Consider the following 12,929-nt stretch of genomic DNA (forward strand, 5'->3'; position numbering starts at 1 on the left):
CCGCCTCCCGACCGCTGCAGGAGCAGACCGATGAACCCGTCCACCTGGTGGATGCTGGCGCTGGTGCTGCTTGCTGCCGGTATCGCGCTGCTCGGCGTGGCGTACTGGGTGCAGGGCTCGCGCCAGCAGCGCAGCGAAGCGACCCTGCAATCCGCCCTGCAGCCGCGTGAGCCGGCCACGCCGGCCGCGCGCAGCCGATGGGCGTGGCTGGAAGCGATCGGCACGCAGTTCAGCGGCAGCCGCATCGAAGGCGCGCTGCTGGCCAGTGAGGACCGCATGCTGCTGGACCTGGGAGGCTGGAACACCCGCAGCGGCACGGCCATCTACCTGGCGTTGCGCCTGCTGCTGGCGGTGTCGGTGCTGCTGCTGGCGCTGGCGCTGGCCCCCACCGAAGGCGTCGCCGGCCTGCTGACCAGCATCGGCGCGCTGGCCGCCGGCCTGCTGCTGCCGAAGGTGGGACTGGGCGTCTGGGCCGCGCGCCGACGCAAGCGCGTCAGCAACGAACTGCCGATGTTGATCGACCTGCTGCGCCTGCTGCAGGGCGTGGGCTTCAGCATGGACCAGAGCCTGCAGACGCTGGGCGACAAACTGCGCCCGGCGCTGCCGGTGCTCGGCCAGGAAATCCACGATGCCAACATCAACTACAGCCTCGGCCGCAGCCGCCCGCAGTCGCTGCGCCGGTTGTCCGAAGCCTATGACGACGAAGACCTGCGCAGCCTGATGCAGCTGATCGTGCAGGTGCATGCGCATGGCGGCGCGGTGCAGGAGCCGTTGAAGCAGTTCAGCGTTCGGCTGCGCGAACAGCGCCGGCACACACTGAAGGAAAAGGTCGGCAAGCTCTCGGTGAAGATGACCGTGGTGATGATGGTGACCCTGTTGCCGGCGTTGATGCTGGTGCTTTCCGGCCCGGCGCTGATGGCGCTGGCCTCTACCCTTACCCGGATGTGATGCCATGCTGCGGCCGTTGATCCTTGTCTCCTGTTTCGCCCTCGCCGCCTGCGCGCAGAGCGTCGGCGGTTATCGCCAGGCAGCGCCCAGCCTGGCCGAACCCGGCGCCGATGCGGTGGACACCCGTGGCACCTACCTGGACCTGATCAGGCGGATGCAGAAACAGGGCGCCTACTACGCCTCGCTGGCGCACATCGAGGCCTTCCGCCAGCGCCATGGCGACAGCCCGGCATTGCGCCTGCTGCAGGCCGATGCGCTGCGCCACACCGGCCAGCTGGATGCCGCCGGCACGCTCTACGACGGATTGACCCGTGGCGAGCAGGCCGCTGCGGCGTGGCATGGCCTGGGCCTGATCGCCGCCCAGCGCGATCAGGATGCCGTGGCAGAAGCCGCGCTCGCACGTGCCGCCCAGCTGACCCCGCTGGACACTGCCGTGCTGGGCGACCTCGGCTATGCGCGGTTGCGTGCCGGTCAGTTGGAACAGGCCCGCGCCCCGCTCGCACAGGCACTGGAACTGGCCCCGGACGATGCGCGCGCGGTCGCCAACCTGGCGGTGTGGGCGCTGCTGCGCAATGACACCGCAACAGCCGAGCGCCTGATGCAGCAGGGCAAGGTCAGCGACACCACCCGCGCCGAGGTCCAGCGCCAGGCCATCGCACTGCGCCAGCGCCGACCGGCCATCGCGACCACGGCCGCTCCGGCCGCGCAGACCACAACCGCCATCGCAGCGGCCGCCGCACGTGCCGACAGCCTGCCGCGTCGCGTGCCCGCTGATCCACGCGCGGTCTCGGCCGTTGCGCTGGGCAGTGCCGAGCGCGGCGATGCAACCCTGCCGGCGACCATGCTGGAACGCTTCGGCCATCCCACCCCTGCCACGGAGAGCACCCGATGACCCGTTCCCTGATCCTCGCGCACGGGCTGGCCGTGTCCCTGCTGCTGGCTACCGGCGTCGCCCCTGCACAGCAGGTGCCGGTCACCGGTCACATGCTCGGTCGCACCGTGCCAGCGCCGACCGACGCCCTCCCCGCAGCGCCCTTGCCTGCGCCGAGCGAGGCCCTGCCGCAACACGGACCGCAGCATGCCGCACCGCCGCCGCCGCCGCCGCGCTACGCCGATGCGCCCGTCGCGCCGGTGGTGCAGCGCGCCGCGCGGCCCGAACCGGGCGATGCCACCCGCTACCTGCTGCACCTGCAGGCATCCGGCGCGCAGGGCGGGCGCAGCCTGCCGGTGCTGGGCGACCAGGCCCACGCCAGCTATGCCCGCTACCTGAAGAGCTTCGAACACGAGATCCCCGAATACTTCGAAAACACGGTCAGCCAGAGCACCCCGGGCGGGAGCAACTGAGCATGCAGCGTCCGCGTACGCCCGGCTTCCCGCACCCGCAACGCGGCGCCATGTCGGTGACGATGCTGTTGGTGATGATCGGCCTGGTAGCGATGCTGGGCCTGGTGGAAATCGGCTACCTGTACTGGGCAAAGCGCGACGCGCAGAAGGTCGCCGACCTGTCGGCGATCGCCGGTGCACAACGACTGGACCTGTGCAACGCCAGCTTCAGCGACAACAGTGCGGCACGCAACAACGCCGAACGCCAGAACCGCTTCGTCGGCGTCCTGGCCATCCAGTGCGGCAGCTGGAACGCTACCCATCCGGCCGCCGACCATTTCGTGGCCGGCGCCTCGGCCAGCCATCCGCTCAACGCAGTCAAGGTCACCGCCAGCCGCAGCGTGCTGCCGCTGTTCGGGCAGAACGCATCGCTGCCGCAGATCAGCGCACAGGCCGTGGCCAAGCGCAGCGCCCCCACCGCGGTGTTCAGCGTTGGCTCGCAATTGCTGCGGGTCAATGGCAACACCCCGCTGGGCAGCACCCTGAAACTGGTCGGCGTGGACCTGGACCAGACCACCCTGCTCGGCTACGACGGGCTGGCCCAGGCACGCGTCACCCCCGGCGGCCTGCTGCAGGCGCTGGGCATCCCGGTGGATGCCAACATCAGCATCGGCGATTTCAACGCACTGCTGGCCGCGCACAAGGTGTCACTCGGACGGCTGGTCGATGCCACCGCCAGCGTCCTGGCACGCAGCGGCGTCGCCGCGGCCGACCTCACCCTGCTGCGCAATGCGCTCGGCACACGGCTCGACCTGGACGCACTGGCCGTGCAGCTTGGCAGCGATGCCAACGGCAGCGGCCTGTTCGCGAAGATCGTGACGCCCGATGGCAGCGCCTCCAGTGCACTGCAGGCCAATGTCAGCGCGCTGGACCTGCTGACCACCGGCATCACCATCGCCAGCGGCGGTCGTGGCGTTTCGATCAACCAGTTGAACCTGCTCGGCGAGGCGGTCAGCGTGCGCACCGGCGTGGTGGAACCGCCGTCGATCGGCATCGGCGGAGTGGGCGCGACGGCGTACAACGCCCAGGTACGCGTGGTGGCCGACGTGGACACCAACGGCATCCGGATCCTCGGCCTGGGGTTGGGCCAGCTGCTGGGAAACCTCGGCATCCGGGTCAAGCTGCCGGTGCATGCCGATGTGACCAATGCGATGGGCACGCTGGTGTCGTTGCAGTGCACCGCCGAACGGCCCACCGCGACCATCCGCGTGGATGCGTCGGTACTGCGCAGCTGCGTCGGCAAGGTGGCCGAGGCCGACCGCTTTTCAACCCGCAACGTGTGCGGTACCACCCTGCAGAACGAGCAGATGATCACCCTGCTGGGCGCGGCGGTGGTCAATGACAAGCTGAGCCTGGATGCACTGCAGGCGAGCGACCAGGTCACGCTGGCGGCCGGCGAGACCGCCTCCACCCGGATCAACCCGCTGCTGATCGGCGATACCGTCAGCCACATCGTCGAAGAGCTGCTGCGCGTGCTGTCCAACCTGCTCAGTCCCGCCAGCAACGGCATGAGCACCAGCCAGGCCGCCGACAACCTGGCCGACCAGTTGCTGAAGGCGGCAAATCCCGGCGGCGGCCGCTACAACGTCAACGACACCGTGACCTTCCTGCGCCGCACCCAGCCACACAACGGCATCGAACCGTTCGACGAGTGGCAGCTGACCAACGGCGTCCCTTATGCCTGCAGCCTGCTCGGCCTCAACACCTGCTTCAGGACCGGCCCGGTCTGGGACGGCTTCAAGGCCACCGTGACCGGCGAGGGCCTGGGCGTGCTCAACGGCCTGCTGGGATCGGTCGCCGGTGGCCTGCTGATCAACCGCTGCGACAGCCTGATCAGCAACCTGGTGGGCTACAACAGCTGCGTGCAGAAGAACCTGTCGTCCTACCTGCAGACCGCTCCGGAAGGCGTGCTCGATGCGTACCTCGGCAGCGGTGTCACTGCACCGGGCAACCAGGTCAGCTGCCGCGGCCTGCTGTGCATCCTGCTCAAGCCCGTGCTGGATGTGCTCAAGCCGGTGCTCAACGGCATCGGCACCCTGCTCACCACCACCCTCGCCAACGTGCTCGGGCTTGAGCTGGGCCGCACCGACGTGCACGTGCAGTCGATCCAGTGCAACAGCGCGCAGCTGGTCTACTGAATGCGACACGGGTGCCATTGGCGGCGGATTTTCGCGTGCTAGACTGCCGATGGGGAACCATCAACATCAACACTAATCCACTCGTGGGTGGCCAATACATGCGACATGACTCAGGGACGGCAGCGCCCATCCGACGCACGCGCGTCGTGGCGGCTGCACTGGCGATGATCCTTTCGGTGCCGGCCGCGCATGCGGCGCGCGCAGAGCGCACGCCGGTGCCGGATGCCGAACGTACCGCGCCGGTGGCGCGCAGTTCGGTGGACGAACTGCGCCAGCTCATGGACGCCAAGCAGCTGACCGAGCTGCGCACCACCTACAACGGCAACTACGGTGCCAGCCTGCTGTTCAATCCCAGCACGCTGAACTACTACGTGGCGCTGTTCCAGGAAAAGAATTTCTGGCGCGTGATCAAGACCGATTCGGTCGAAAATGCCGAGCACGTGTACCGCACGTTCGTGCAGCAGACCGAGCAGCTGGCGCAGGTCAACATCGACACCATCCGCCTGGATGCCGGCAAGCGCTACACCGAACGCCTGGTCAGCTTCAACGAAGAGCGCCTGCGCACCCTGCAGGCGCAGGTGGAACAGGAGCGTGCGCAGTCGCTGCAGGTGAGCACCGCCCTGCAGCAGGCACAGCAGCAGGCGGTCAGCCTGAGCACCGAACTGCAGAGCAGCAACAGCCAGCTCGGTACGCTGCAGCAGCGCATCCAGCAGCTGCAACTGCAGCAGGGCAATCCGGAAACCACGCTGCCCACGCCGAGCCAGGCGCCGTCGCCCACCCCGCCGGCCGACTGATCCAGCCCAGGTATCCCTCCGATGGCGCCGCAAGGCGCCATCGGCGTTCAGGGCCGGCCTGCCGGCTCCTCGCACGGAAGGGCGCCATGCCCTCGCCCGGGGTCGCCCTCCACGGCTTGGCACCAAGCGTCGCGCAGGCGCGTGCGTTGCTGTGGCGAGGCATACAGATAGGCGTTGAGCGTATCCAGGAAGGAAGCCTGACCTTTTGCATCAAGCTCGGCGAACCGGGCCAGCATCAGCGCGATACGGGCAGGTGGGAGGGGCAACACATCGGCACCGGTGGATCCGCGACATTGCATGCCACCATAGAGGCATGGCCATGCGCCGCGAATCGGACCCGGCCCAAACCCTAGCCCGCATCGACCGCCTTGGCGCGTGCCTGCTGCGAGGCATTCACCAGGCCATGGGCGATGGCGTACTGGAACACATCGGCATCCGTGACCAGCCCGAGCTTGCGCATCGCCGCCACCTTCTGCGTGCTGATGGTCTTGCGCGAGCGTCCGATGCGGGTGGCGATCTCGATCACCGACAGCCCCTCGGCATACATGCGCAGCACTTCTTTCTCGCGCTTGGACAAGCACTGCTGATCGTCGGTGCCGACATCGGGTGCCAGCCTCGCGCGCACCTGCGGCGACAGATAGGCACCCTGCGCCCACGCCATCCGCAGCGCAGGCAGCACTTCATCGATCGGATCGCTCTTGCTGACGATGCATTCCACGCCCGCCGCCAGGATGTTGTTCAGCACCAGCGGGCTCTCCATGCCGGTCAGCACCACCAGGCGGGTCTGCGGGAACCGGCGTTGCAGGAACCGCAACATGGCGATGCCGTCGCCGTACTGCCCATGCGGCATTGAAAAATCAGTGACCACCACATCCACTTCCTGTCCGCTGACCAGCGCGACCAGGGCGGTGGAGTCCTTGACCATGCCCACCACGTCAAGGTCGGCCTCGGACCGGAGCAGATGGGCGATTCCGGCCAACAGGACGGGGTGATCATCGGCGATCGCTATGCGAAGTGACACGTTGTCAGCCCATGCGGAGAGGGTATGCCGGGAACTATATGCCACCTTCAATCGAAGCTGTCATATAGTTGCGCCGCGCCCCCATTTTGCAGGGGCTGACAACGAAAGCGGGAGTCCAGAATGGCCGATAATTCCATCTACGTCGTGGTGGCTGACGATCATCCGCTGATCCGGGTGGCCGTGGAGTCCGCGCTCGATACGGTACCGGCCCTTGTCCATGTGGGATCCGCCGCCGATTCAACCGAGCTGATCACGCTGCTCGACGCCCACCCCTGCGACGTCCTGGTCACCGATTTCGCCATGCCTGGTGGCGCGCATGGCGACGGCCTGCCGCTGCTGCAGATGCTGCGCGAGCGCTATCCGGAACTGCAGATCGTGGTGTTCACCGGCCTGGACCAGGCCGCGATCGTGCAGGCGCTGTTTGAAGCAGGAATCAGCCATATCCTGAGCAAGGCCGATGATGTAAGCCACATTGCCGCGGCGGTCATGGCCGCGCATGTCGGGCGCCGCTATCTCTCCCCGAGCATCGCCCCGCTGCTGCCGTCGCGCGGTACCCAGCGCCCCACCCTTGCCCTGTCCCCGCGCGAACGTGAAGTACTGACCTTGTTCGTCGCCGGCTGGAGCGTCAACGCGATTGCCGAAAAACTCGACCGTCGCAAGCAGACCGTCAGCACGCAGAAGGTCAACGGGATGGCCAAGCTGGGCATCGAACGCGATGCGGACCTGTTCAAATACGCCGTGGAACTGGGCCTGTCGGCGACGGCCCCCTGACCGCGCACCGCAGCAGGACCGTTCAACCAACGTCCAGCTGCGCCGCCTGCTGGTCCACCAGCGCCTGCAGCGCTTCGATCGCCGCATCCAGCATCGCCGCGTCGGCCGTTCCGCCGTCGCGCAACTGTGCTTCCAGTGCGCTGAATCGCTCGCCGAGTGCCTGCTGCCCCAGCATCATCAGCACGCCCTTCAGCGCATGCACCCGGTCCAGCAGCGCCGGCCCGTCCTGGTCGGCGCGCGCGCGCGTGATGCGCTGGAGGTCGTCAGCGGAACTGGTGACGAACGTGCGGCGCAGGTGCTCGGGAAGCGCCATCGCTGCGCCTGGCGCAGGGTCGTCGACGGACGCCGCAGGCACTGCAGCGACGCTGACAGCGTCCGGCAGCGCACCGAGATGCTGCTGCAGCACGCGCGCCAGTGTTTCCAGGTTCAGCGGCTTGAGCAGCAGGTCGGTTATCCCGGCCTGGCGGCAGCGTTCGCGTTCGCTGGCCAGTGCCGTGGCCGTGATTGCCAGGATCGGCACGGACGCGCCGCGTTCGCGCAGGGCACGCGCCAGCGCGTACCCATCCATCACCGGCATGTTGATGTCGGTCAGCACCGCCAGGTGGTCGTGCTGCCGCCACGCCAGCAGGCCTTCCCGCCCGTCCTCGGCGGTGTCCACGGAGAACGCCAGCGCTTCCAGCTGCTGCTGGATCAATTCACGGTTGATGGGATTGTCTTCGACCAGCAGCACCCGGCCACGAGGGATGACAGGTGACGCCGACGGCGTGGGCCCGATGGCCGGAAGATCGCCATGCAATGCGCCTAGCGCGCGCAGCAGGGTCTGGCCTGCATAGCAGCTGACATGCACCCCATCGGGCATCTCTTGCGGCGAAAGCGGTCCATTGGCGTAGGCACGCACCACGTGCCGGTGCTGCGCGACCAGCGCCGCTTCATCCTCGGCGCTCCACGCGCGTCGCTCGCCGAACAGCAGCAGGGTGGCGTTCTGGCCGGCGTGAGGCTCCAGCGGCGGCTGCTCCAGCACCGTCACTTCCGCTCCCGCACGCTGCAGCAGTCCGCCGATTTCCAGCCGCCACTCCGCCGCGGCCGACAGCAGCGTGATGTGCTGCCCGGCCAATGCAGCGACGGCGGCAGCGGGCGCACGGCCACGTTGCACCGGTACGTCCAGGGTGAACACGCTGCCCACGCCCAGCGTGCTTTCCGCGCCGATGCTGCCACCCAGCAACCGAGCCAGTTGCTGGCACAGCGCCAAGCCGAGCCCACTGCCGCCGTAGCGTCGCGAAATGCTGGCGTCGGCCTGCTGGAAGGGCTGGAACAACTGCGCCAGCTGGTCTTCGGCCAGGCCGATGCCGGAGTCCACCACCTGCAGCCGCAGCAGCGGATCTGCTGCGGTCGGGCGCTCCAGCAGCACGGCCCTGACCACGATCCTGCCCGATTCGGTGAACTTCACCGCATTGCCCAGCAGGTTATTGAGTACCTGGCGGATGCGCTGCACATCGGCGACGAACACGCGGTCCAGGGCCGGATCCAGTGCGTAGTACAGCTTCACGCCCTTGCGCTGGGCCTGCGCCGAGAACAGCAGCGCCGACTGTTCGATCAACGACCGCGGCTCGAACGCCACCGGGTCGATGTCCAGCTGCCCGGCTTCGATCTTGGAAAAATCCAGCACGTCACTGATGATGCCGAGCAGCGCATCGGCCGATAGCCGGATGCGCTCCACGCGCTCCTGCTGCGCCGGTTGCATCGGTGAGCGCGCGAGCAGTTCCAAGTGGCCCAGCACGCCGTTGAGCGGCGTGCGTATTTCGTGGCTCATCGTGGCAACGAACGCGGATTTGGCCTGCGATGCCGACTCGGCGGCAGCGCGCGCGCGTTCGGCATCGCTGCGCGCATCGCGCAGGGTGCGTTCCAGCTCGGCCTGCGCGGTGACGTCACGCAGGGCACAAACCCAGACCGGCCGGTCGCGGAACGACGCCGGGGCCATCGACACCTGCAGTTCAAGCGCATGCCGGGCAGCACCCGCGGCATTCCACTGGAACTCAAGCGCAGCACCCGCACCGGCACCGGCTGCGGTACGCGCATGCGTGGCCAACAGCGTGTAGAGCGCATCGCCGTCGGCGGCCACCAGTGCGGCCATCTGCCGGGCTGGTTCGTTTTCCACCAGTGGCTCACCGCTGGACGGATCGATCAGCACCAGTCCCACCGGCGAAGTATCGATGATCACCCTGCTCAGCGCCTCGCTTTCATACACGCGCGCAGCGTCCGCCAGGGCGGGAGTGAACACGCGCCGGTGCAGCCGCAGCAGCAGCAGCCACAACGCCAGCAGGATGACCGCCGACGCCAGCGCCTGGGCCAGCATCCGCCCACCTTTTTCATGCCACAGATCACCCCAGCCATAGAAGTGCAGGACGGTCCAATCCACCCCGCGTACCGGCCCATGCACGATGAACTCGCCACCCCTGTGCAAGCGCCCGTCGCCGCCGCCGCTGCCGGCGATCCGCCCCGCCAGCGCGGGACTGACATCGCGTGGCATCCCGGCACTGCGCAGCACCGTACGTCCGTCACGGGTGACCACGGCGTAAGCACCGGATACGCGCTCGTCCAGCCGCGCCTTGATGGTCTGGACCGGCTCGAAAACGATGCGCCGGAAGGCGGGTTCACGCCCCTGCAGCAAGGTCTGCACGCCGACCAGCGACGGCTGCCCGGTGATTGGATTGGTATCAAAGCGCGAGATCAACCGGCCACTGGCCGCCGCACTTTCCACCGGCCCCGCCAACGGTCGCATCGCGCGGGCCCTTTCTTCATTGACCAGCAACCGGGTGAAGGCTTCTTCGCGGCTGCCGACCCGCAACGCGCGCAGCAGTTGGGCCTCGTCAGCCACCCCGGCCACCGCCAGCAGGCGTCCCTGCGGTTCGTAGAGGTACATCGTGACCGGTCCCGATGCACGCAATGCGGTGACCGTGGATGCGGTATAGGCCGAGTACTCGACCATGATGCCCAGATAGGCGTCCAGCTGTGGTCGAGGCAGTGGATTGTCCTTCGCGCCCAGTACCAGCCACGGTACCGCGGTGCGTCCCTCCGCCCGTACCACCAGTTGGCTGCCAGCGGCCAGGAAGCGGTCCGCCAGCGGCCGTCCCTGCGCCTGCAGCGGGGCCTGTTGCCCGTTCCAAAGGGCCTCGCTGCCGTTGATGTTGGCCGCGTAGGCGCGGTCGCGCTGGAACAGGAAATAGTCCACCGATGCGCGCGCTTCGGCAAACTTCCGCTGCTGCGCAGCATGGAATGCGTCGATGTCGGACAGCACCGCCACCAGCAGGGTTGCCAGGATCAACAGGCTGACGAGCCCGCCGCCGCCCAGCAGCAGCCTGCGCTGGTGGCGGCGCAGCGACGACAACAGGGAGCGTCCCTGCACGGCCGATGCAACACTGGTGGGCAACGTATCCAAGCCGGTTTCCTTTGCGCGACTGCGCGGCTCGAATCTAGCCGATCACTGCGGGGGTTGCCATCGGTTCACCCCTCTGGCGCCCCATCGCCGCGGCCGCCTGCGTCCAGCAGCACCTGCAGCAGCGAGGCGGCCGAATAGGCCGACACCTGCCATGTGCCCTCCCGCCGCGCCGCACGCAGGGGACCATCGCTGCGTACCCGCACGATGCGCCCCACCCCCGCAGGCCTTGCTGGACCGGCGACGCGCTGGTTGCGCTCGAACACCACCAGCGGCAACGGCTCGTTGTCGCCCTGCAGGTCCAGCTGCCCCACGCTGTCCAGCAGCAGCACCTCGGCGCCCCAGCCACGCAGGCGGCGCGCCAACTCCTCACGCCATCCGATGACCGGGGAATGCAGCAGAACCTGACGGCCTGACAGCGGCCCGCAGCCGGCGTCACCGGGCCGTTCTGCGGCCACCAGCGGGATGTCGAATCCGAACACGCTGCCCACCCCCGGGGTGCTTTGCACGTCGATGTCCCCGCCCATCGCCCGGCACAGCTGCCGGCACAGGGACAGGCCCAGGCCGGATCCGCCGAAGCGGCCGGCGATGGAGGCGTCTGCCTGGAAGAACGGCTCGAACAGGTTCTGCTGCTGTGCGGTGTCCAGGCCTATCCCCGAGTCGGCGACCTCCCAGCGCAGGGCGCCGGGCCGGCGTGATCGCAGCAGCCGGATCTCGATCCTGCCGGAAGGCGTGAACTTGACCGCGTTGCCCACCAGGTTGCGCAGCACCTGTTCGATGCGCGCCATCGGACCGGAATAATGGCGCGCCAGCAGCGGATCGATCAGCATGTCCAGGTCCACGCCCTTGCCCTGCGCCAGGGGCGCATACAACAGTGCCACGCTTTCGATCAGCACGGCCGGCTCGAAGGGGACCACCTCCAGGCCCAGCTGGTCGGCCTCGACCCGCACCAGATCCAGCACGTCACTGATGATCAGCAGCAGGGAATCGGCGGACTGGGTGATGCGGCGAAGGCGCGCCTGCTGTTCGCTGTCCAGGCGCGAGCGCGCCAACAGCTCCAGGTGGCCGAGGATGCCATGCAGCGGCGTGCGGATCTCGTGGCTCATGGCCGCCAGCAGGTGTGACCTGGCGCGGTGTGCGGCTTCGGCCTGGTCATGCAGCAGGTCCTTCTGTTGCTGCAGTTCAACCCGCGCGGTAAGGTCCTGCAACACGCACAACAGCACCCGACGCTGGGCGTGCACCACCCGGGTCGCGCTGACCAGCAGGTGCCGCGCCGGTATCGGGCCCGCCGCAGGATGGGACACTTCGAACTCGACGATATCCGGATCACCGCCCTGCCCGCCTGCGCACCGCGCGCGCACATGCGTCTCCACCAGTGCGGCATACAGGTCCATGCCGCAGCGTTCGGCCGCGCCGGCATAGCGGCGCATCAGCTCGTTCTGGACCACCGGCTGCGCCCGTGCGGTGTCTACCAGGCACAGCCCGCAAGGCGTCATCTGGATCAGCGAACGGAACAACAGCTCATCTCCGCCGGCCTGGCGCGCCCACCGCGTTGCCGTCCCGGGCATGCCTCGCTCCAGCCGGGCCAGCAACGGCCAGGCCACAGCGGTCAGCACTACACACGCCGCGACGGCGATCGCCAGCACACCCGGCCCTCCGGCATCAACGAGAGCGCCGAATGCCACCGGGATGGCCAACGCCATGCCCAACAGGATCCCCGATGCGGTCGCGGCCGCCCTCAGCAGACGGCGCATGAGCCGACGTACCGGGCCAGGCGCACGGCGGTGCGCAGTACGGCCCCGTCCGCGCGGGCGACACAGGTCGATGAGGGGCCGCAGACAGGCGATCATGCTCGGGCGTGCAGGCAGGAAAGGCCCGCGCCGTGCGCGGCGTTCCTGGTTGCGACAGGGTTCCGGGGAAATGACCTGCACGATAGGCGGACGTGTCCTCATTCCCCATAGGACGCGCCTGAATCGCTGTGCCGGGTACAGGATCAGCGGCAGGCATCCCTGAGGCGATCATCCCACTGCCGCTGCTCGACATAGGATTCGCGTCGGCTGCGGCGCTGCAGCGCGTTCTTCCGTGCGCGCTGCGCGCGGCTGCAGGCCTGCGGATCGGCCTGCAGGGGAATCAGCACGCTGCGGCCCGGCACCGGCCGGGGCGCCTTGTGCCGCACCGGCGGCGGCCGTACGGCGGGTGGCCTGGCGGCAGGTGCGTGGGTGACGGGGGCCGTCCACTGCGCCGCCGGTTCGCCTGCGGCACACGGTGTGTCCTGATAGCGCACGGCGGCACCGCTGCCACAGCGTTGGACCGGACCGGCCAACGCAGTGCAGCACGCCCAGATACCCAGTGCCAGCCATCCGACCGATGCATGCATGGAGCGCCTCCCTGCAGACAACGCTGCTGCAGGGATGAATGCCAGCCCAGAGTCGAAAGCGGCA

Annotated in this window: 10 protein-coding genes; 6 read left to right on the top strand and 4 right to left on the bottom strand. The window is 68.3% G+C overall.

Annotated features, from left to right (window positions below):
* Nucleotides 1–30 precede the first annotated feature (30 nt).
* The 5 genes from QE373_RS09465 to QE373_RS09485 all read left to right on the top strand — a co-directional run bounded on the left by QE373_RS09465 (nt 31) and on the right by QE373_RS09485 (nt 5,263).
* Nucleotides 31–948, top strand: a complete 918-nt coding sequence (locus QE373_RS09465) for a type II secretion system F family protein (protein ID WP_309685800.1) — start codon at nt 31–33, stop codon at nt 946–948.
* A 4-nt stretch (nt 949–952) separates the two neighbouring features.
* Complete coding sequence (locus QE373_RS09470; protein ID WP_309685802.1) at nt 953–1,840, top strand: Flp pilus assembly protein TadD; 888 nt, start codon at nt 953–955, stop codon at nt 1,838–1,840.
* The gene (locus tag QE373_RS09475) at nt 1,837–2,292 is read left to right on the top strand and encodes a DUF3613 domain-containing protein (protein ID WP_309685803.1); all 456 of its coding nucleotides are present in this window, start codon (nt 1,837–1,839) and stop codon (nt 2,290–2,292) included. The genes QE373_RS09470 and QE373_RS09475 overlap by 4 nt, the downstream gene beginning before the upstream one ends.
* A 2-nt stretch (nt 2,293–2,294) precedes the next feature.
* The gene (locus tag QE373_RS09480) at nt 2,295–4,469 is read left to right on the top strand and encodes a TadG family pilus assembly protein (RefSeq protein ID WP_309685805.1); all 2,175 of its coding nucleotides are present in this window, start codon (nt 2,295–2,297) and stop codon (nt 4,467–4,469) included.
* A 164-nt stretch (nt 4,470–4,633) separates the two neighbouring features.
* Entirely contained in the window at nt 4,634–5,263 is a 630-nt protein-coding gene (locus QE373_RS09485; RefSeq protein WP_309689687.1) for a DUF2968 domain-containing protein, read from the top strand.
* A gap of 349 nt (nt 5,264–5,612) precedes the next feature.
* On the opposite strand, the gene QE373_RS09490 is transcribed toward QE373_RS09485, so the two are convergent.
* Entirely contained in the window at nt 5,613–6,284 is a 672-nt protein-coding gene (locus QE373_RS09490) for a response regulator transcription factor (RefSeq protein ID WP_309685807.1), read from the bottom strand.
* 120 nt (nt 6,285–6,404) lie between these two features.
* Here QE373_RS09490 and QE373_RS09495 point away from each other — a divergent pair, with 120 nt between their 5' ends.
* Complete coding sequence (locus tag QE373_RS09495; RefSeq protein WP_309685809.1) at nt 6,405–7,055, top strand: response regulator transcription factor; 651 nt, start codon at nt 6,405–6,407, stop codon at nt 7,053–7,055.
* A gap of 22 nt (nt 7,056–7,077) precedes the next feature.
* Here the strand turns inward: QE373_RS09495 and QE373_RS09500 are convergent, their stop codons facing one another.
* From QE373_RS09500 to QE373_RS09510, 3 genes are all read right to left on the bottom strand, one after another.
* Nucleotides 7,078–10,491 (bottom strand): response regulator, encoded by a 3,414-nt coding sequence (locus QE373_RS09500; RefSeq protein WP_309685810.1) that lies wholly within the window; start codon nt 10,489–10,491, stop codon nt 7,078–7,080.
* Nucleotides 10,492–10,556: 65 nt separating this feature from the next.
* Nucleotides 10,557–12,242: an ATP-binding protein gene (locus tag QE373_RS09505; protein WP_309685812.1), complete on the bottom strand. Its 1,686-nt coding sequence runs from the start codon at nt 12,240–12,242 to the stop codon at nt 10,557–10,559.
* Nucleotides 12,243–12,481: 239 nt separating this feature from the next.
* Entirely contained in the window at nt 12,482–12,865 is a 384-nt protein-coding gene (locus tag QE373_RS09510) for a hypothetical protein (protein ID WP_309685814.1), read from the bottom strand.
* Nucleotides 12,866–12,929: the final 64 nt, after the last annotated feature.

Origin of the sequence: Stenotrophomonas sp. SORGH_AS_0321 (assembly GCF_031453215.1) — a bacterium.
Lineage (GTDB): Bacteria > Pseudomonadota > Gammaproteobacteria > Xanthomonadales > Xanthomonadaceae > Stenotrophomonas > Stenotrophomonas chelatiphaga.